We start from the raw sequence: 18,988 nt of genomic DNA, 5'->3' as shown, positions 1-18,988 counted from the left end.
TTCGCCCACCGCCGGATCAGCCGGCGTTGCCGAACAGGTGCCCGGCCATGCGCAGCGAATCGTCCACGGCGGCGAATCCCCGGGGGAGCATGACGCGTTCGTAGGCGGCGACCGCCTCGCTGAACGGCTGCTCGCCTCGTGCGGCCCCGAGGAGCTCCCCGGCGAGCGTCGCGGCGTCCTGGAGCGCGGTGTTCGCCCCGGCGCCGGCTGAGCGGCGAGCGGTCACCGCTGTTCGACCAGTGCGATCCGGCGTCGAGCACAGGATGCGCGATCGGCGAACTGCCCGCGAGATCGCCAGAGGCGGTCAGGGAGGGCGGGCGCACTCGGAGGGGATCGAGCGCACCCACCCCCGCGCCTCGGCGGCGGCCGAGCAGCGGGCACGGCTGCCGCGGGCAGCATCGGGACTGACCGACGGAGACAAATGCGAGAACCCCCGGAAACCCCGACCCTGAACCGACTTTAACGCCGCGAACCCGGAAATGGCGTCGGAACGCGAAGGATATCGCGCGGAAATCCTGAAACGGATTTCAGGTGACTTCAGGCTGCCTTAAGCCACTGCCTGCGAATGTGATCGTCATCTTCGAGACGACGACTCCCGCAGGAGGTTTCACTATGAAAGTCACAATCCGCCGTGCACTTCCGGGTCGGCGCAGGCTGCTGGCTGTCGCCGCTGTCGCCGCTGTCCTCGTCGGTGGCCCCGTGGCGTTGTATGCCGCCACGAATCCTCAGGTGCCCGGTCGGCATGCCATCGCCGCGTCTCTGCCGGACCATGACTGGGCGCTCACCGCGGCTCCCACGATCGGCAGGCAGCAGGCCATCGACAAGGCGCTGCAAGCCGTGCCCGGTAGCACCGCGGTCTCCGCCGAACTCGACGCCGAGGGCGCGACCACGGTGTGGGAGGTCGAACTCCGGACGCCCGACGGTATCGAGCACGAGGTGACGGTCGACGCGAACAGCGGCGCCGTGCTGGGCACGGTGAAACAGGACTGACGGCAGGGCGTTCGAAGCCGACGAATCGCACCATTCACAACAGAGGTCAGAGGTTTCCGAGAACATGGGTTTGCGTAAGATCGCCACCGTATCGACGCTCGCCGTCGCGATTGCCGGCGTCCCGGCCGCACAGGCCGGGGCCGCACCTCAGGATGCCGGTGGTGAAGTCGTCAACTACACCGCCACCACCTCCGAGCAGAGCGTGGTCGTACACATCGACTCGGGCTCGATGCAGGTCGAGAACGGTCTGTTCGCCATCGAGGCGGCCGACGGCACCGTACTCGCGGGTACGCCGCTGCAGTTCCGCGTCGACGATTTCGTCTTCCCGATCACGGCCGACATCAGCGGCCGCAGCGCCACGCTCACACCGCGATTCGATGTCGAGCACGCGGAGTACCGCCCGGTCGCCCTCCCCTTCGAGGACACCGCGCACTGGCGAACGCCGTACGAGCGGGAAGTCGCCGCGTTCACCCGGCTGAAGGACACCATCGCGACGGGCGCCGCGATCGGAACCACCGTCGGCGGTCTCGGCGGCGGTCTCGTCGGCTGTGTGCTCGGCGGTATCGCCGGCGCCACCGTCGCCGCCGCGACGATCGTCGGTATGTTCGGTCCGTTCATCCCGGCCGCTGCCGTGGGCTGTCTCGGTGGCATTCTGGCCGTGGGCGCACTGGGCACACTCGCCGGTCAGCTCTTCATCACCGCACCCGTTGCCGTTGCCGCCCTCGTCCAATACTTCACCACGGTCAATCAGCCGTTCGTCCCACCGAACAAGTAGAAATCCAGCGGGAAGCTCCTCATGCCGCGCCAGGTCGTACTGCCGGGTCCTGGCGCCGGGCGCCCACCACATCCGATCCCGCCCGGTTGCCGGAGATCCGCGCGGTGGCTCCTATGTCGATCCCCGCGTCGTGACGGCTTTCGAGGACGGTACGACGGTCGCCGCGGCCCTGCGCCGCGCTCGCCGGGCCGACTCCGCCGACGCGGAACGGGCGATCATCGACGGCGCTGTCATCCGGATGCTGCGCCGGATGCGCTGAGCCGTACACGCGGCAAATTCCCGCCGGCCGAGTGCACGGCTCGCCGGCCACCGCCGATAGGCGCCGATCCGCCTGGAAAATACAACCTGCACAGTCGGTTTCCGCATTTTCGCGCAAATTCATCGGCTCGAACGAGCAACATCGCAGCCATCGACAGCCGATACTGATCGAGTAGGCCGTTTCGATGCCCTACGAGCTGATCTGGTCAGTGATGCACGAAAATCGACAGGATCCGGCGATGCCCAAGATCAAGAATTTGAATCCGCTTCCGATGGCCGACATCGGCGGCTCGGATCTGTTCATTCCCTTCCGAATGCCCAGTGGCGAGATCGGATACCTTCTCGGAGACACGTTCTCCGGCACCGAACCGAGAGTGGGCGGCCCGAATTGGCGTTCGCCGATGCTGTTGCGCAGCGATACTCACGATATGGCCGGCCCGATCGTGTTCCGATCGGCGGCGCGGGACGCACGACAACTCTGGGACTACGTGCACAACAACCCGGAGTACTCCACGATCCTGCCCTGTGACGCGATAACGATCGGCGGCCGAATCTACCTGTGGGTGATGGTCACCCAAGGGCTGGCGAACGAGCGCTGGTGTGAAATCCGTTTTTCCGACGACAACGGAGAAAGCTGGATCAATACCGCTGTCCGGTGGTCCACAAGCGCCTACGGCGGGAAACGCACCATGATCTCCTGGGAACGCGGCGGCGACGGCTATGTCTATGTCATCTCCACCGGCGGGCTCGCCCGGAACAAGAACATGCTGCTGTGGCGGGTAGGCGAGAATCATGCCGCGCTCACCGACCCGGCGGCTTGGCAGGGCTGGGGCTGGAACGGCTACGACTGGGGCTGGGGCCGGGACCCGGGCAGCGATCCGCGCTTCGGCATCCTGGCCGACAATACGAGGCTCGGCGAGATCGGATTGCGGCGAATCCAAGGCAATTGGGTGATGTCGGGTTTCGACGCGGGGGCCTATGGTGCGTTCGTCAAGGTCGCCGCCAGAATTACCGACAACTGGCGCGCGGCCTTGACCTATCGGCCGGTGAAAGGGTCTTTCTGGGCGCCGGGTGGTCCGGATATCGTGCCGCGTCTGTACGGTTGCTATGCCCATCCGGACAGCCGGTTCGACGGCGCGTTCTGCCTGATCGTGAGCGAGTGGGCCGAATCCGGAATGCCGTATCGCGGTATGCAATTCCGAATATACGGCGTCCGGTCCGCAGCTCCCATCGGCTAGCGGGTGCCAGCGGCGAAGTCCATCGATTCTTCCGGTTCGCTCATCATGCGGGAGGGCAGGCGGTCATGTACGGCCGAGCCCGCCTGAGACCGTCGCTGTGGGGTCAGCCGGCAATACGGCGGTTCGTCCCCCGCAACGGATTGGCCACCGGGAAAGTGATGGCAGGCAGCGTCACCGACATCCGGACCGTCGTGCCCGGCCCGGAGTGGTCGATATCCAGCTCCTCGGTCAGCGCGCGCATCATATCGATGCCGCGGCCGCGATAGCCTGGATCGGAAGCCCGTGGTTTCCAGTCACCGGTGTCGGTGACCACGATGACGACGGTGTCGATATCGCAGGTGGCCGACAGCCGCACCCGGCCCTTGTCGTCGTTGCGGTAGGCGTGCTCGATGCTGTTGCTGCACGCCTCGTTGGCCGCGGCGACCAGGTCGGCGGCGAGGTCGTGCGGCACCGCCGCGGCGGCCAGCCACCCTTTCAGCGTGCGGCGCAGCACCGCGAGTTCGTCGGCCCGCGCGGGCACGTCCAGCCGCAGGGGCGCGGGCGGCTGGCGGTAGACCACCATGGCCACGTCGTCGTCGTAACCCGCGGCCGGCCGCAGGCGCGACAGCACCGCGTCGGCCACCTCGCGCGGCAGCCGTCCCGAAGTGTCGGCGAGTACCGTGGCGATCTTGGCGAACCCGTCGTCGATGTCGACGCCACGATGCTCGACCAAGCCGTCGGTGAACAGCACCAGCGTCGAACCGGGCGCCACCGCCGTGGTGGCCTCCGGGCGCCGCGGCGGATCGAACGTCGCCAGCGGCACCGACCGTCCGCCCTCGAGCAGCCGGCCGGTCTTGGCCACGTCGGCGAGAATCGGCGGCATGTGGCCGGCACTGCTGTAGCGGACCAGCCCGCGCACCGGATCCAGCACGGCGGCGCACACCGTGGTGCACATGGCGCCGGGAATGCGCGCGGCGACGGTGTCGAGTTCGGCCAGCAGTTGCGCCGGTCCCGCACCGCGCAGCAGCAGCGCACGGGCGGCGGTGCGCAACTGCCCCATCACCACCGCGGCGGACAGGCCACGACCGACGCAGTCGCCGACCACGACGCCGATGGTGCCGTCGCGCAGCGGCACCACGTCGTACCAGTCGCCACCGATTTCCAGCGGCGGCAGAGCGGGCTCGTAGTGCACCGAGAAACGCGGCGGCAGATCGATCGGGCCGAGCATGGCGCGTTGCAGGGTCAGCGAGGTGGCGCGGGCCTGGTCGAAGTTGCGCGCCCGCTGCACGGCGAGGCTGAGGTGGCCGATCAACAGGGAGAACAGCGTCCAGTCCGCGGCGCTGATCGCGCGGGGCGCGGCGAAGCGCAACCACATCGCCGCGTCGCCGACCTCGCCGAGCGGCGCGACGATGCCCTCGGAGCTCTCCGCCCCGTCCGGAATGGCGAGCAGGCTGCGCGGCGGCCTGCGCCTGGCCCGATCCAGCAGTGCGCGCGACGGGTCGTCGAGGGAGGCGATGCCGTCGTGCGACGCGCCGTCGGCGCCCGCGCCGGAGACGTACACCTCCGGTGCGGCGTTGCGGCTGGGCCACACCGCCACCACCGCGGTCTGGGCGCCCACCGTGCGGCGCAGCTCGTCGAGCCCGACGGCGAGCACTTCGACCACGCTGGTGGCCGCGCCGACCGCGGTGGCGAGCCGGGACGCGGCCTGGTCGCGTGCCTGCGCGTCGTGTTCGGCGGTGACGTCGCGGATGGTGCCGACGAAGATCCGCTCGTTGCCCTCTGGTCTGATCAGCGCGCTGGTGCTCACCGCGAGCCACACGTTGCGTCCGTCGCGGTGGCGGATCGGAATCACGAAGCGCTGCGCCTCGGTTCCCAGATCGGGATAGCGCGGACCCTCCGGGCTCGACCACGGATGCGGCAGCGGGTAGGGGACACCCGCCGCCCCGTAGCCGGTCAGCGCGCCGAAGGCGGTGTTGACCTCGATGATGGTGCCTTGCGCGTCGGCGATGAAGAAGCCGTCCTGTAGCGATTCCACCAGCGCGGTGCGGAAGGCGTCGCGTCCGGCGAGATCGTCGGCGCGGGAACGCTGCTGCTCGTAGCGGCGGGTGCCGTCGAGGTAGCCGCGGGTGGCGATGTCGAGCGGGACGAGCGTCTGCAACAGGAATTCCAGCGCGGTTTCCGGCAGGCGAGCGCCGCCGGATTCGCCGCTCTCGGCGGAGATCGCGTGCTGTCGCTGCTCCACCTCCTGGACCACCCGGAAGTGGTTCTCGGTGAGATCGAGCAGGCTGATGCCTTCGACCAGAGCGCGCCTGCCGAGCTCGTAGCCCTCCGCGAGGCCGGCCTGGGTGGGCGAATCCATGTGCCGCCGTAGCGCGTCGGCGTAGGCGTCCAGGAAGTCGGCCAGCAGGGCGCTCATTCGGCGGTCCCTCGCGCACCGCGGTGCCGCGCCGCCAGCACCAGCGCGTCGTCGGTGTCCTTGGCGTGCTTGGCGAGTATGTCGGCGGTGATATCGGCGGTGGACTTGGAAAGGTCGATCAGCGCGGCGGATTCGGTGACGATGCCGTCGGTGGACATCAGCAGCAGGTCGCCGGGACGGACCGAGACCGACTGCGGCTGGAGGTTCGCCGGCAGGCGATAACCGACGATGCCCGCGGTGAGCAGGACGGTCGCGTGCACCTTGAGGCCCGCCGGACCCGCGGTCAGCACCTGGGATTCGACATTGCCGACGCCGAGCCAGCGCACTCGGTCACCCTCGTCGAACAGGGCCAGCGAAATCGCCGCTCCCCGGGTGTCGGCGATCGCCCGGTGGCACAGCACCATCAGCACGTCCAGCGGTTCCGCGCGGTTCTCCGACAGCACGCGCGCGGCGCGGTCGGCCGCGTCGGCCGCGGCGGCGCCGTGCCCGAGGCCGTCGAGGACCGCGAAGAGGACTGTGCCGCCACCGGTGTCGAGGACGACGCCGCGGTCACCGGAGACCTGTTGACCGGGCAGTGCGCGACCGGCCACCGCCCACTCGATCCGGCCGATGAACCCGTCCTCATGCACCGTTCGGTACCCACTTCCACATCTCCACCAGCGTCCCGCGGCCCGGCGCCGAGTCGACGGTGAGCCGGTCCATCAACCGCCGGGCCCCGGGAAGCCCGAGCCCGAGACCGCGTCCGGTGGAGTAACCGTCCTCCAGCGCACGGGCGATGTCGTTGATGCCGGGACCTTGATCCTCGGCCTGCACGACCAGGGCTTGACGGCCCTCGCGGTCGTCGACCAGCAAGCGAATCTCGCCGCTGCCCGCGTAACTGGTGATGTTGCGGGCGATTTCGGAGATCGCGGTGGAGATCATCGTTCGGTCGGTCAGGGTGAATCCGAGCTTTGCTGCCAGTTCGCGTCCGGCCTGACGTGCGGTCACGATGTCCCCGGACACCCTGACCGCGATCACCACGTTCTCAGCGGCCACTGTCACGACCGTCTCGCTGGCGACGGGCTGGGGTCTTTCGGTCCAACCAGGCGAGTCCCTCTTCCAGATCGAGGGCGGTGTGCATGTCCTCGAAGGTGAGACCGAGCTGCACCATGGCGAACGCGACTTCTGGTTGCAGACCGACGATCACCGTTTCGGCGCCGCGCAGCTGCGTCATGTGCGCGATGGTACGCAACGATCTCGCGGCGAACGAATCCATCACGTCGATGGCGGTGACATCGACGATGATGCCGTGTGCCCGATATTTGCTGACCTGTTTCATCAGGTCGTCCTGCAGGCGTTCGGTATCGGCGTCGGTCAGCGCGGACTGCACCGACGCGATGAGATATGTGCCCTGTTTGAGAATCGGAACCGGCATGTGCCCGCCTGATCAGCGGCCGTCGCGTTCGGTGACCCGTTCGGTGGCGCGAGAAACCTCGTAGCCCAGCAGGCGTTCGGCTTCCTCGATACCTCCCTGCAGGTCGCCGACGGCGTTCATCTTCGACAGATCCAGGCCGATGGTCACCAGGGTGAGCGCGATCTCCGAGGACAGGCCGGTGATGATCACGTTCGCGCCCATGAGCCCGGACGCGTCCACGGTCTGCACCAGGTGGTTGGCCACCGTGGAGTCGATCTGGGGGACACCGGTGATGTCGATGACGACGACCTTGGCGCGGTTGGCCCGGATCGCGCGCAGCAGCTGCTCGGTGAGCTGGCGGGCGCGCTGGCTGTCCAGCACGCCGATGATGGGCAGGATCAGTAACTGCTCGCGCACCTGCAGCACCGGCGTGGACAGCTCGCGGATGGCTTCCTGCTGCTGCCGGATGACGCGCTCGCGCTCCTGGACGAACGACACGCCCACGGTGTTGGCGATGCGGTTGGCGGCCGGTTCGTAGGCGTCGAGCACCGCGTTGAGCAGCTCGAAGTCCGCCTGATACTTCTCGAACAGCGACCGGGCGAGCACGTCGCGCAGCAGCAGCACGATGCCGAGCACCTCGTCGGTCTCGACGCCCCTCGGGATGATGCGCTCGGACAGGTCCCGCGCGTAGGCCTGCAGCGCCTCGACGCTACCGGTCTCGAGCACCTCGACGTAGTTGTCGTAGACCGAGGTGGCTTCGGAGAAGATCTCCTCGGGGGTCATCGCGGTCAGCAGCTGGGCGTCGGTGATGCGCCGGGCCCATTCCTCACGCAGCGCGGTGCGGTTCTGACGCAGGTGCTCGACCAGCTGCGGGAGCAGATTGTCGACCGGTCCCACGGTCAGGGAATCCGCCGAAAGGCTCATGGACACCTCGGACATGGAAACTCCTGCCCCTTTCGACGGTTGAGTCGGAATCTTCGTGCGTTCGGCGCTAGCCGATCCGAGCCTAGTCATACCCCACCCGAGTCACCGACGAAACCTGCCGGTTGTTCGCCTGATGTTCGAGTGCGACGGATCTCACGGCACCGTAGCGAACCCGCGTTCCAGCGCTGCGAGCGCCTCGTCCAAATACACGGTGAGGTCCGCGTCGGCACGGGCCAGCCAGGCGTCGAACGCGGCCCGCGCCGCCGCCAGCGTGGTCCGCCCGACCGCGAGGGGGATGAGCGCGTCGGCCGGTTCGCCCATGCGCCCGGCCGCGAAGGCGCTCACGGCGCGCTCCCAGGCGTCGTAGTGCGCGCCCGCGGTGGCCGACAGCGCGGGGACGGTAGCGACCAGCTGCATGCGGGTGCGCAGTTCGGGCACGTCCTCGGCGCGATATTGGTTGGCGCTCACCACGACTCGGCGCACGGCGGTCATCAACGGCACGTCGTCCGGCACGGTCGCGAACGCGGCGCGCAAGGCCGCGACCTCGTCGTCGAACTGCCACCAGAGCACCTCCGCTTTGGTGGGGAAGTAGCGGAAGAAGGTGCGTCCGCTGATGCCCGCGGCGGCGGCGATCTGCTCGACGGTGGTCTCGTCGAAGCCCTGTTCGGTGAACAGCCGCATGGCGATCAGTTCGAGGTCGCGCTTGGTCGTGCCCCGGGGGCGGCCGCGCGTGGTCCGGTTCTCCAGCATCGTCTGATTGTGCTCGGCCGACCCGCGCCCTTGATTATGTCAGTGACTGACGATAATCTCGCGGCATGTTGGCGGATCTCACCTGGCCCGAGGCGGGCGTGCGCGCCACCGCGGGTGCGATCCTGGCCGTCGCGGTCGGGGCCACCGAGCAGCACGGCCCGCATCTGCCGCTGTCCACCGACACCGACGTCGCCACGGCGTTGTGCGACCGCCTGGCCGCGGCGCGGCCGGAGGTGCTCGTCGGTCCGGCGATCCCGTACGGCGCCAGCGGTGAGCACGCGGGCTTCCCCGGCACGCTGTCGATCGGGCAGGCGGCGCTGGAACTGCTGGTAGTCGAGCTGTGCCGGTCGGCGACCGACACCTTCGACCGCGTCCTGCTGGTCAACTGGCACGGCGGCAACATCGAACCACTGCGCCGGGCGCGAGATCTGCTGCGCTCCGAGTCACGTGACGTGCGCCTGTACCTGCCGCGCTTCGACGGCGACCCGCACGCGGGCCGGTCGGAGACGGCACTGCAACTGGCGCTGGCGCCCGAGCGGGTGCGCGGCGACCGCGCCGCGGCGGGGGACACCCGCCCGCTGGCCGAACTGCTGCCGCTGCTGCGGGCGGGCGGAGTGCGCGCGGTGAGCGCCAACGGCGTACTGGGTGACCCGTCGGGCGCGACCGCCGCCGAGGGCACGGCCCTGCTCGATCACCTGAGCGCCGACCTGATCGACCGAACCCGGCTCTGGTGGCCGGAGAACTCCCCGGAAAGGACCGGAACATGAACCCGTGGTTCGAGACCGTCGCCGAAGCGCAGCGGCGGGCGAAGAAGCGGCTGCCGAAATCGGTGTACGGCGCGTTGATCGCCGGCTCCGAGCGCGGGCAGACCATCGAGGACAATCAGAAGGCGTTCACCGAACTGGGTTTCGCGCCGCACGTGGCGGGCCCGATCGGCGAGCGGGACCAGTCGACGACCGTACTGGGACAGCAGCTTTCGATGCCGGTGCTGATCTCGCCGACCGGTGTGCAGGCGGTGCACCCCGACGGTGAGGTCGCCGTCGCCAGGGCGGCCGCCGCGCGCGGCATCGCGATGGGCCTGAGTTCGTTCGCCAGCAAGCCGATCGAAGAGGTGATCGCGGCCAACCCCGCGACGTTCTTCCAGCTGTACTGGTGCGGCGGCAAGGACGAGATCGCGCAGCGGATGCAGCGGGCGAAGGAGGCGGGCGCGGTCGGCTTGATCCTGACGCTCGACTGGTCGTTCTCGCACGGGCGGGACTGGGGTAGCCCGGTCATCCCGGAGAAGCTCGATCTGCGCACGATGCTGAAGTTCGCGCCGCAGACGCTGGCGCGCCCGAAGTGGCTGGCGACCTATGCGCGGTCGGGCAGCATTCCCGACCTGACCGCGCCGAACATGGCTGTCGGCGATGGGCAGGCGCCCGGGTTCTTCGGCGCATACGGCGAGTGGATGGGCACGCCCGCGCCGGACTGGGCGGATGTGCGGTGGATCTGCGAGCAATGGGACGGTCCGGTCATGCTCAAAGGCGTGATGCGGGTCGATGACGCGCACCGGGCGGTCGACGCGGGCGTCGCCGCGATCTCGGTGTCCAACCACGGCGGCAACAACCTCGACGGCACCCCGGCCGCGATCCGGGCGCTGCCGGTGATCGCCGACGCGGTGGGTTCGCAGATCGAAGTGGTGCTCGACGGCGGCATCCGGCGCGGCAGCGACGTGGTGAAAGCGGTGGCCCTGGGTGCGCGGGCGGTCATGATCGGGCGCGCCTACCTGTGGGGACTTGCCGCGAACGGGCAGGCCGGGGTCGAGAACGTGCTGGACATCCTGCGCGGCGGCATCGACTCGGCGCTGCTGGGCTTGCGCAAGACGCGCGTCACCGAGCTGGACCGTTCGGACTTGGTGGTGCCCGCCGGCTTCGAGCGAGCGCTCGGCGTGCCCGAAGCGGCCGGTGCCGCAAGCGCTCCCGCCGATCACGCGGCCACGCCCGCCTGAGCGGTCAGCTCTCCGCCGCCGGTCGCCGGTGATGCGCGAGCAGGGTGTCGTAGATGTCGGCCAAGGCGGCCAGCTGCCGGCGATCGAGAATGTCGATCATGTGCCTGCGCACGCTGTCCACGTGCGCGGGCGCGGCGCCGGTCAGCACGTCGGCGCCGCGCGGGGTGAGCTTGGCGGCGGTGCGGCGCGCGTCGTCGGGGATCGGCTCGCGCACGACGAGGTCCCGTTTCTCCATCCGGGTGATCTGGTGGGAGAGCCGGCTCTGCGACCATTCCAGCTTGGCCGCGAGTTCGGCGAAGGTGAGCCGGTGGTCCGGCGCTTCGGCCAGATAGGCCAGCACCGAGTATTCGACGTAGGTGAGGTCGGACTCCCTGGTGGAATCCCGCCCGACCGCCGCGGCGATGATGTCGCGGGTGCGCACGAAACCCAGCCAGGCGCGCATCTCGACGTCATCGAGCCAATGGGGATCGGTCACGATAGCGCTCCAAACTCTGACGTGTCCCGAACGTTCCGCGTCACGACGTGCGGCGCGCGAACAGTGTGCGCGCGGATGGACCCGGACACGGGCGTTTTCTCAGAGATGAGAGGTAGCATCACCGGGGTTGAACGTGCAACCTTTCGGACCGACTGTCCGAGATAGGGTTGCCTAACCAGTAGTGGCGTGTACGGCGGTGGCTAGGCTCGCTGTGCTCGTGACCAGCCCGGCCGTCCTGTGTTCGGGCCCATCCAAAGGAGTGCGACTGGTGACCGCGCCGGACTTCCGCTATTCAGATCTGCTGCCGACCGGCGCGGACGACACCCCATACCGGCTGCTCACCACCGAGGGCGTCAGCACTTTCGAGCACAACGGGCGCAGGTTCCTGCAGGTCGAGCCCGAGGCGCTGCGGCTGCTGACGGAAACGGCGATGCACGACATCAGCCACTTCCTGCGCCCGGCGCATCTGGGTCAGTTGCGCAAGATCATCGATGACCCGGAGTCCAGCGGCAACGATCGCTTCGTCGCGCTCGATCTGCTCAAGAACGTCAACATCTCCGCGGGTGGCGTCCTGCCGATGTGCCAGGACACCGGCACCGCGATCGTCATGGGCAAGAAGTCCGAAGGTGTGCTCACCGGAGCCGACGACGCGGAGTGGATCAGCCGGGGCGTGTTCGACGCCTACACCAAGCTGAACCTGCGCTACTCGCAGCTGGCGCCCATCACCATGTGGGAGGAGAAGAACACCGGCTCCAACCTGCCCGCACAGGTCGAGCTGTACTCCACCGCAGGCGATCCGGCGAACCCGTCCTACAAGTTCCTGTTCATGGCCAAGGGCGGCGGTTCGGCGAACAAGTCGTTCCTGTACCAGGAGACCAAGGCCATCCTGAATCCCACGCGGATGCTGGAGTTCCTGGACGAGAAGATTCGCTCGCTCGGCACCGCCGCGTGCCCGCCGTACCACCTCGCGGTGGTCATCGGCGGCACCAGCGCCGAGTTCGCCTTGAAGACGGCGAAATACGCCTCCGCGCACTACCTGGACAATCTGCCCACCGAGGGTTCGTTGTCCGCGCACGCCTTCCGCGACCTGGAGCTGGAGGAGGAGGTCTTCAAGCTGACCCAGTCCTTCGGCATCGGCGCGCAGTTCGGCGGCAAGTACTTCTGCCATGACGTGCGGGTCGTGCGCCTGCCCCGGCACGGCGCGAGCTGCCCGGTCGCCATCGCGGTCTCCTGCTCGGCGGACCGGCAGGCGCTGGCCAAGATCACCGCCGAGGGCGTGTTCCTGGAGCAGCTCGAGCGCGAGCCCGCCCAGTACCTGCCCGAGCAGACCGACGCCATTCTCGGTGGCGACGTGGTGCGCGTCGACCTGAACCGGCCGATGGACGAGATCCGCGCCGAGCTGTCCAAATACCCGGTGAAGACCAGGCTTTCACTGACCGGTCCGCTGGTCGTCGCGCGCGACATCGCGCACGCCAAGATCAAGGAGCGGCTCGACGCCGGCGAGCCGATGCCGGACTATCTGCGCGAGATGGCCGTCTACTACGCGGGCCCGGCCAAGACGCCGGAGGGCTACGCGTCCGGTTCCTTCGGCCCCACCACCGCGGGCCGGATGGACTCCTACGTCGACCAGTTCCAGGCCGCGGGCGGCTCGTTCGTCATGCTCGCCAAGGGCAACCGGTCCGCGCAGGTCACCAAGGCGTGCAAGGAGCACGGCGGCTTCTACCTCGGTTCGATCGGCGGACCGGCCGCCCGGCTGGCGCTGGACTGCATCAAGTCGGTCGAGGTGCTCGAGTACCCCGAGCTGGGCATGGAAGCCGTGTGGAAGATCGAGGTCGAAGATTTCCCCGCGTTCATCGTCGTGGACGACAAGGGCAACGACTTCTTCGCCGAAACGCAGAAGCCGATCGCGCTGCGCGTGCGCACCCGTTCCAAAGAGCGCGTCTGAGCCTTCCTCGACCGGCATGCGGCAGTCCGCGGACACGCCGATGTCCTGCCGATCACCGGGGCTTCGACGTGGTCGCAGCGGGCACGCTTAGCGGAGTACACCGTTGATTCCGGCACCGATGCAGGTCGAGGGGAGCTATGAGCATGTCCAGACCAGTACCGACGGCATTGTGTATCACCGAGTCGGCCGCCCTCCGGTTGGCCGATCGCGCTGCCCGGGAGGGAACCAGCTGTACCGCACTGCTCGATCGGCTGATCCACGAGGGCGTCGATCAGCTCGACCACCCGGGGATCGTCTTCCGCGGTCCGTTCGACGACCGCCGCGCCGCGCTGGCCGCGGGCCCGGAGATCTGGGAAGTCGTTGCGCGCCTGGGAGAATTGGACGGCCCGGTGGAACGCCGGATCGCCGTGCTCAGCGCGAAGTCGGACCTGAACGCGAGCAAGATCAGGGTGGCGCTCGCCTACGCCCGGGCGCACGGCGGCGGGATTTTGGATCGGATCGCGCGCAATCGGCAAGCGGCGGAGTCGATTCGCCGGGGCGGCGTTCGGGTGGCTGCGGCGCGGCTGGGTCCGAGCGTACTGGACGGTCCGCCGTGCGCGTGATTCAGTCGGAATGTCCGATGCGGCCGATCTTCACATAGCTGGGGAGGGAATGTGAAATTCCCTACACCTGTGGATAGCCCACTCGACCCGCGGGCGGCTGTCGGCACGAGCCGATAGCCGCCCGCAGTGCTTGTGCGGCTCGGTGCCGCTCGCCGACTTTGGGCCGCAGCGAAATTCGGCCTGGTGTGCCATAGCGTCGTGGCCCGTCGCCGACGTTGCGGCATACCGGCCGAAATGGACGAATCTGGCCCGAAACGATGTCGATTCGATCGCAAATCGCCCAAAACCCCCGTCGATTCCGGCAATTCGGGAGTGGTAGCCGCCATGGCATCACTGTGATCCACAGCACTGGAATAGATTGTGGACAGGCGGTTTTCCATGCGGCGCGAAATGTTTGCTACATCAGGACAATTGGGTGCATATCGGGCATGTCTTCTCGACATTATCCCAAGCTGTGGAGTTCTCTGTGGAATTCGCTGAATGTTGTCCACACTCTGGGGGCTGCCTGTGGAGCCGGGGCGTGACGGGTCGGGGAACTGGCGGAACGTCGGCCGGGGAGGCAGGCGACCGTGTGTCTACCGCGATGTCGTGCCCTGGCCCGGGGGACCGGAGGAGCGCGGTGGCGTTGCCTGGCGGCGCGGCGGGAGCGGCCGTCGTCGGCGCCGCGCGTGGGTTCCGATCAGGGCGTACCCGGCATAGGTGACCGCAGGCGATAGCATCGCCGCATGGTGCTCGAGAATGCTGGGCGGAGTCGGATGGTGGCGGCGCTATCGGTGGCGGTGCTTCCCCTGCTGGTCGCGACCGGTGTACTGGCAGGGGAGGCGCGGGCGGACGTCGTGGTCGTCGATCAGCGGGAATCGGTGGGCTCGGCGACGGGGACGGAGGGGCTCGATCCCGCGTTGGCCTTGGCCTACACCCTCGCCGAACGCGAGGCGCGCGCGCAGGGGGTGCCGCTGTCCATCACGTCCGGATACCGGACGCCCGCCGAGCAGCAGGCGCTGTGGGAGGACGGTGTGGCGACCTACGGTCCGGATGACGCGCGCCGCTGGGTGCTGCCGCCGGAGGAGTCCACCCATGTGTCCGGGCAGGCGATCGACGTCGGCCCGCAGCAGGGTGCGCGCTGGCTCGAGGCGAACGGCAACCGTTGGGGGCTGTGCCGGACATTCGAGAACGAATGGTGGCATTTCGAGTTGGCCACCGTCCCGGGCACGAACTGCCCGCCGATGAAGCCGGACGCGAGTGTGCGCTGACCTCACCGGCCGGCCGGGCGCTAGACCATGGGATCCGGAATGGCGGTGATCAGCCCGCCGTCGACGAGCAGGTCCTGTCCATTGACATAGGACGCCTCACCGGATGCGAGAAAGGCGACGGCGTCGGCCACGTTCTCGGCGGTGCCGACGCGCCCCGCCGCCACTGTGGCGCTGATCGCGGCCTGCGCTTCGGCGGAGACGTTCGCGCGGAACGACGGCGTCGCGATGTAGCCCGGGCTGACGGAATTGACCCGGATGCGCCGGGGCGCCAGCTCGGCCGCGAGGCTGCGCGCCAGGTTGTGCACCGCCGCCTTGGTCGCCGAGTAGAGCGATGCGCCGGGCACGCCGCGATGCAGTGCCCAGGAGGCGTTGACGACGATCGCCCCGTGATCCGCCACGAGGGGGAGGGTCTTCTGGATGGTGAAGAACACTCCTTTGAAGTTGGTATCCACCACGCGGTCGAACTCGGCTTCGGTGACGGTCTCGGTCGGTTGGAACGCCGCGATGCCCGCGTTCGCGAAGACGACATCCAGCCGTCCGTGCCGCTGCGTCACGGCGGCGACGAGCGCGTCGAGGTCGCCGAGGTCGGCCGCGTCGCCGGCCACCGCGAGCACGCGGCCGGCGTCGCCCAGTTCTTCGGCCGCGGCCTCGAGGCGGCTCTTGTCGCGCCCGGTGATGACGACGTGCGCGCCTTCGGTGAGCAGCCGTCGTGCGGTGGCCAAGCCCATGCCGCTGGACCCACCGGTGATCAGTGCGATCTTGCCGTCGAAGCGGTCGCTGCCGACGCCCACGAGAACCTCCCGAACGATTCAATTGTACGAATAAATACGTACAGTTCGACTATACGCCAACCCCGCGCTAGCCTGGTCCGCGTGATCGCGGCACATCCCGAGCGAGCGCAGATCCGGTTGACCAATGTGCTCACCGCACTGGGCAACCCGCTGCGCCTGCGGGTGGTGCGGATACTGGCCGACGGCGGCGAGCACACCTGCGGCTCGGTGTTGCCGGAGGTGGCCAAGTCGAATCTGACCCACCACTGGCGGGTGCTGCGCGACGCCGGAGTCATCTGGCAGCGCCCCTCCGGGCGAGAACTGCTGCTGTCGTTGCGCCGCGACGACCTCGAAGCCCGCTTCCCCGGCCTGCTGGACGCCTTGCTCGCCGCCGCCCGCCGCGAAACCGCGGACTGAACCGGCGCGCGACCCGGGGCCGTCTTTCCGCGCGGCGATGCCGAACGGCTACGTCACCGGCGTGAGTTCCAGCCCGCCCTCGATCGTGCTGGGTACCCGTCGGCGATCGGGGGAGCCGAGTGCGGCGGTCAGATCGGTTCCCTCGTGTTCGGCGAGCAGGTCGCCGCTGTCCCAGACCAGCAGTGTCGCGCTGACGGTGTTCTCCGCCGCCGCGTGCGCCAGGTCGTAGTGCGCGCACGCCGGGACGTGCGGATAGGTGATCCACAAGTCGTAGCCGGTCATGAACAGGTCGAGGTCGAACTGCACGCTCAGCCCGAGCAATTCGCTGCGGCCGTTGTCGTCCACGCCCGCGAACGCCTCGTCCAGCGCCAGCAGGCGCGGGGCCTGCGGGTCGGCCGAATCGAGCATGACGTGGGCCGCGGCGAACAGCGGCAGGTGCAGCGACACCGACTGCTCACCACCCGACAGCGCGCCGTGCCTGGCGACGGTGAGCTTGTCCTCGCTGCCGTCGGCGGAGATCAAGGTGAACGAGAACACCCGCCACCTGCGGTAATCCAGGGTCGCCGCGAGAATTTCGGGGTAGGAGCGTTCCGGGTGCGCGGCGCGGGCCGCCCGGATCTCGGAGGCGAAATGCGCCCGGATCGCCGCCAGATCCTCCGCGGTCAGCGCCGAGGCATCCCGGTCGAGCAGCTTGCACATCGCACGCGCCGCGTCGGACAGGCTGTCGGCGAGCACCCAGTGCACGCCGATGGTGTTGCCCGAGGACATTCGCCGCTGCTTCATCTCCGCGCCCATTCTGGCGATGAGATCGCGGGCGTCGCTGGTGCGTTCGTGGATCTGCTGGGCCAGGCCGGTCAGCAGGGCGTCCTCCAGGATGCGCCGCTCGGCGTCGGTGAGGAGCAGTTCCTGATCACGGCGTGCGGCGTCGATGCGGGCGGCGAAGTCGGCCAGCGCGGAGACGCCGTGCTCGTCGTGCACCTGCACGACGGTGAGACCGTCGGCGGCGTCCCATTGCAGCCGGTAATCACGGCCCGATCCGGATAGCGCGGCGTCGAATTCCTGCAGCGCACCGGTCACCGCGGTGCGGGTGGTCTTGCGCGTCGCCTCGCTCGCCCGCACCGATGCCGTGGCGGTGGCGAGACTGTCGAACAGCGCGGCGACTTCGTCGGGTAGCACCCGCGGTGGCGCATCCGGCCCCGCCGTCGAGATCCGGTACAGCAGTTGCTCGGGCGTCGACCACGCGGCGTCGCTGGTGGGCCAGCGTCCGTCGGCGGGCGCGCCGAGCAGCGTCAGCAGATCCGGCCGGGCATACGGGGCAAGGGCTTTCACTTCCGCCAGCACCTCGGTGAGCGCGGTGGCGAGGGACTCGTGCGCGGTGCGGTAGGCGGCTTCGCCGTCGCCGACCGCCTCGATGGCCTCGTTGGCGGCCTTGCGCGCGGCCTTCTGCTCGGCCTTGGTCGCCTCGATCCGCCGCCGGGCCTGCTCCAATTCGCGATCGATGTCGGCCGCGCCCGCACCGAGCGCCTCGCGCAGGGTTTCGAGCTTGCGCACCTGTTCCTGGTAACCGGATCGCGCGGCCTCGGCCTCTTCGGCGAACGCCTCGGCCAGGTCGGCCGCCTCGGTCGAACGGTCCTCGGCTTCGCGTTCCCGCTCCCGTTCCCGTTCGTGATCGCCGCGCAGCCGCAGCAGTGTCGCGCCGGTGTTCTCGAAGTGCCGGATGGCCGCGGCGAGTGCGTCGATCTCGCGCGCGCTGCGCGGCATGCGGTGTGCCGTGGCGGTCGCACGCAGCTTCTTCTCCGCGACGGACATCTCCGCGACCGCCTGGTCGAAATCGCGTTCGGCCTGGGCGGCGGCCTCCGCGCGCGACCGCAGCACGCCCGCGGCCTCGGCGACGGCGCGCAACGCGGTGGTCACCGCGGCCGGTCGGGGAAGCGCTCTGGCGGCGGCCGTGATTCGCGCGACTGTGGCGGTGGCATCGGCCTCCTGTTGTTCGGCGGCGCGCAGATCCTCCTGCGCGGAGGTCAGGGCGGCGGTCAGTTCGGCCGCGCGGATCTCGCGGCGCCTGGCCCGCGCGGTGGCGCCGATGAACTCGGCTTCCGCCTTGCGGTGCCTGCCCACCTGCACGCCTTGCCGGAACGCGCCGTCCGCCGCGATGGTCACCGCGCCGCTCGATTCGCCCGGATAGTCGTCCAGGGCGATGGAGGCGAGCACGTCGGCGACGACCTGCCGGGGCACGGCCAGAGTGTCCGAATCGTCCTCGACGACAAGTACGTCGGCGAGGGTACGACCGGCCGGTCGGTCCGGTGCGGGCAGCGGCACCAGGAATTGGTCGGATCGGTCGTCCGGCGGCAGTTCGCCCGCCGGGCAGACCCAGCCGTCGAGCAGATTCGCGGCGTGCAGCGCGGCCTCGATGCCTGCCGCGGCCTCGGGGGTCACGTCGTCCGCGAAGCGCACCAGCCGCCACAGTGCGGCGCCGGGCAGGTCCCCGGTCCGGGCGGAGCGGCCGGCGAATACCGGTGGCGCGTCGTCTCGCCGGGTCGTGACCCGTTCGCGTTCGGTGGTCAGTTCACTGATGCGTGCGGCGGTCGCAGCCGCACGGGCGCGCGCCTCTTGGCGCCGCGCGCGGATCTCCTCGAGCAAGGGGTCGGCGCGCTCGCTCAGCACCTCGGCGACCGTCGGCGCATCCGAACCGGCTTCGGCGAGAGCCGCGTTCAGCGCTTCGAACAGGCCGGACCGCACGGGAGCGTAGACCTCGCGGTGCTCGTCCCACCAGGCGCACAGCGCGGCCGCGACCTCGGAGCGGGTCAGCGCGACCGCCG

Annotated in this window: 20 protein-coding genes; 10 read left to right on the top strand and 10 right to left on the bottom strand. The window is 69.2% G+C overall.

The features are described from left to right. Positions 1-16 precede the first annotated feature (16 nt). Entirely contained in the window at positions 17-226 is a 210-nt protein-coding gene (locus tag ON19_RS17050; protein WP_043693162.1) for a hypothetical protein, read from the bottom strand. A gap of 386 nt (positions 227-612) precedes the next feature. On the opposite strand from ON19_RS17050, the gene ON19_RS40445 reads away from it, so the two are divergent. From ON19_RS40445 to ON19_RS17035, 4 genes are all read left to right on the top strand, one after another. Beyond that, positions 613-990 (top strand): PepSY domain-containing protein, encoded by a 378-nt coding sequence (locus ON19_RS40445; RefSeq protein ID WP_051168986.1) that lies wholly within the window; start codon positions 613-615, stop codon positions 988-990. 64 nt (positions 991-1,054) lie between these two features. Further along, entirely contained in the window at positions 1,055-1,765 is a 711-nt protein-coding gene (locus tag ON19_RS17040; protein WP_043693159.1) for a DUF8020 domain-containing protein, read from the top strand. Positions 1,766-1,895: 130 nt separating this feature from the next. Further along, positions 1,896-2,024 carry a hypothetical protein gene (locus tag ON19_RS43815; protein WP_255218396.1) on the top strand — a complete coding sequence of 43 codons (129 nt, stop codon included), beginning with the start codon at positions 1,896-1,898 and terminating at the stop codon, positions 2,022-2,024. A 238-nt stretch (positions 2,025-2,262) separates the two neighbouring features. Then, positions 2,263-3,261, top strand: coding sequence for a DUF4185 domain-containing protein (locus tag ON19_RS17035; RefSeq protein ID WP_083899439.1), 999 nt, complete (start codon positions 2,263-2,265; stop codon positions 3,259-3,261). 103 nt (positions 3,262-3,364) lie between these two features. On the opposite strand, the gene ON19_RS17030 is transcribed toward ON19_RS17035, so the two are convergent. From ON19_RS17030 to mftR, 6 genes are all read right to left on the bottom strand, one after another. Continuing rightward, a complete protein-coding gene (locus ON19_RS17030; protein WP_043693156.1) occupies positions 3,365-5,656 on the bottom strand; it encodes a SpoIIE family protein phosphatase in 2,292 nt (763 codons plus the stop codon). Beyond that, positions 5,653-6,285, bottom strand: a complete 633-nt coding sequence (locus ON19_RS17025) for a SpoIIE family protein phosphatase (RefSeq protein WP_043693153.1) — start codon at positions 6,283-6,285, stop codon at positions 5,653-5,655. Before ON19_RS17025 ends, ON19_RS17030 begins: the two co-directional genes overlap by 4 nt. Next, positions 6,278-6,691 carry an ATP-binding protein gene (locus tag ON19_RS17020; RefSeq protein WP_051046624.1) on the bottom strand — a complete coding sequence of 138 codons (414 nt, stop codon included), beginning with the start codon at positions 6,689-6,691 and terminating at the stop codon, positions 6,278-6,280. Before ON19_RS17020 ends, ON19_RS17025 begins: the two co-directional genes overlap by 8 nt. Further along, positions 6,681-7,070, bottom strand: coding sequence for an STAS domain-containing protein (locus ON19_RS17015; RefSeq protein WP_040779629.1), 390 nt, complete (start codon positions 7,068-7,070; stop codon positions 6,681-6,683). Before ON19_RS17015 ends, ON19_RS17020 begins: the two co-directional genes overlap by 11 nt. A gap of 12 nt (positions 7,071-7,082) precedes the next feature. After that, on the bottom strand, positions 7,083-7,988 hold the full coding sequence (locus ON19_RS17010) for an STAS domain-containing protein (RefSeq protein WP_043693149.1): 906 nt from the start codon (positions 7,986-7,988) through the stop codon (positions 7,083-7,085). Between the two features lie 138 nt (positions 7,989-8,126). Further along, on the bottom strand, positions 8,127-8,723 hold the full coding sequence (gene mftR / locus ON19_RS17005) for a mycofactocin system transcriptional regulator MftR (protein WP_043693147.1): 597 nt from the start codon (positions 8,721-8,723) through the stop codon (positions 8,127-8,129). Between the two features lie 65 nt (positions 8,724-8,788). On the opposite strand from mftR, the gene mftE reads away from it, so the two are divergent. Together mftE and mftD are read left to right on the top strand one after the other, a co-directional pair. Continuing rightward, positions 8,789-9,490: a mycofactocin biosynthesis peptidyl-dipeptidase MftE gene (gene mftE / locus ON19_RS17000; protein ID WP_043693143.1), complete on the top strand. Its 702-nt coding sequence runs from the start codon at positions 8,789-8,791 to the stop codon at positions 9,488-9,490. Then, positions 9,487-10,710, top strand: a complete 1,224-nt coding sequence (gene mftD, locus ON19_RS16995) for a pre-mycofactocin synthase MftD (protein WP_043693179.1) — start codon at positions 9,487-9,489, stop codon at positions 10,708-10,710. The genes mftE and mftD overlap by 4 nt, the downstream gene beginning before the upstream one ends. 4 nt (positions 10,711-10,714) lie before the next feature. Here the strand turns inward: mftD and ON19_RS16990 are convergent, their stop codons facing one another. Further along, positions 10,715-11,185, bottom strand: a complete 471-nt coding sequence (locus ON19_RS16990) for a MarR family winged helix-turn-helix transcriptional regulator (RefSeq protein WP_043693140.1) — start codon at positions 11,183-11,185, stop codon at positions 10,715-10,717. 268 nt (positions 11,186-11,453) lie between these two features. Here ON19_RS16990 and ON19_RS16985 point away from each other — a divergent pair, with 268 nt between their 5' ends. From ON19_RS16985 to ON19_RS16975, 3 genes are all read left to right on the top strand, one after another. Beyond that, a complete protein-coding gene (locus ON19_RS16985) occupies positions 11,454-13,130 on the top strand; it encodes a fumarate hydratase (protein WP_051168991.1) in 1,677 nt (558 codons plus the stop codon). Positions 13,131-13,273: 143 nt separating this feature from the next. Continuing rightward, complete coding sequence (locus ON19_RS16980; RefSeq protein ID WP_218006441.1) at positions 13,274-13,732, top strand: hypothetical protein; 459 nt, start codon at positions 13,274-13,276, stop codon at positions 13,730-13,732. A gap of 725 nt (positions 13,733-14,457) precedes the next feature. Further along, positions 14,458-14,982: a M15 family metallopeptidase gene (locus ON19_RS16975; protein WP_083899436.1), complete on the top strand. Its 525-nt coding sequence runs from the start codon at positions 14,458-14,460 to the stop codon at positions 14,980-14,982. A gap of 20 nt (positions 14,983-15,002) precedes the next feature. On the opposite strand, the gene ON19_RS16970 is transcribed toward ON19_RS16975, so the two are convergent. Next, positions 15,003-15,773: an SDR family NAD(P)-dependent oxidoreductase gene (locus ON19_RS16970; protein ID WP_043693132.1), complete on the bottom strand. Its 771-nt coding sequence runs from the start codon at positions 15,771-15,773 to the stop codon at positions 15,003-15,005. An 81-nt stretch (positions 15,774-15,854) separates the two neighbouring features. Between ON19_RS16970 and ON19_RS16965 the strand changes: the two genes are divergently transcribed. After that, positions 15,855-16,169, top strand: a complete 315-nt coding sequence (locus ON19_RS16965; protein WP_043693129.1) for an ArsR/SmtB family transcription factor — start codon at positions 15,855-15,857, stop codon at positions 16,167-16,169. Between the two features lie 48 nt (positions 16,170-16,217). Here the strand turns inward: ON19_RS16965 and ON19_RS16960 are convergent. Next, positions 16,218-18,988 (bottom strand): SbcC/MukB-like Walker B domain-containing protein (locus tag ON19_RS16960; RefSeq protein WP_043693128.1); only part of this gene is annotated, 2,771 nt, incomplete at its 5' end.

It is taken from the genome of Nocardia abscessus NBRC 100374, assembly GCF_000308455.1.
Taxonomy (GTDB): Bacteria; Actinomycetota; Actinomycetes; order Mycobacteriales; family Mycobacteriaceae; genus Nocardia; species Nocardia abscessus.
Note: the sequence above shows the minus strand (reverse complement) of the source record. Positions and strands in the feature narration are given on the sequence as shown.

What these genes read in the sequence shown, in the direction of transcription:
- ON19_RS17035 (WP_083899439.1), top strand. Translation starts at nt 2,263, where the DNA reads ATGCCCAAGATCAAGAATTTGAATCCGCTTCCGATGGCCGACATCGGC.
- mftE (WP_043693143.1), top strand. Translation starts at nt 8,789, where the DNA reads ATGTTGGCGGATCTCACCTGGCCCGAGGCGGGCGTGCGCGCCACCGCG.
- ON19_RS17010 (WP_043693149.1), bottom strand. Translation starts at nt 7,988, where the DNA reads ATGTCCGAGGTGTCCATGAGCCTTTCGGCGGATTCCCTGACCGTGGGA.
- ON19_RS40445 (WP_051168986.1), top strand. Translation starts at nt 613, where the DNA reads ATGAAAGTCACAATCCGCCGTGCACTTCCGGGTCGGCGCAGGCTGCTG.
- ON19_RS17040 (WP_043693159.1), top strand. Translation starts at nt 1,055, where the DNA reads ATGGGTTTGCGTAAGATCGCCACCGTATCGACGCTCGCCGTCGCGATT.
- ON19_RS17015 (WP_040779629.1), bottom strand. Translation starts at nt 7,070, where the DNA reads ATGCCGGTTCCGATTCTCAAACAGGGCACATATCTCATCGCGTCGGTG.
- mftR (WP_043693147.1), bottom strand. Translation starts at nt 8,723, where the DNA reads ATGCTGGAGAACCGGACCACGCGCGGCCGCCCCCGGGGCACGACCAAG.
- mftD (WP_043693179.1), top strand. Translation starts at nt 9,487, where the DNA reads ATGAACCCGTGGTTCGAGACCGTCGCCGAAGCGCAGCGGCGGGCGAAG.
- ON19_RS16975 (WP_083899436.1), top strand. Translation starts at nt 14,458, where the DNA reads ATGGTGCTCGAGAATGCTGGGCGGAGTCGGATGGTGGCGGCGCTATCG.
- ON19_RS17030 (WP_043693156.1), bottom strand. Translation starts at nt 5,656, where the DNA reads ATGAGCGCCCTGCTGGCCGACTTCCTGGACGCCTACGCCGACGCGCTA.
- ON19_RS16980 (WP_218006441.1), top strand. Translation starts at nt 13,274, where the DNA reads ATGTCCAGACCAGTACCGACGGCATTGTGTATCACCGAGTCGGCCGCC.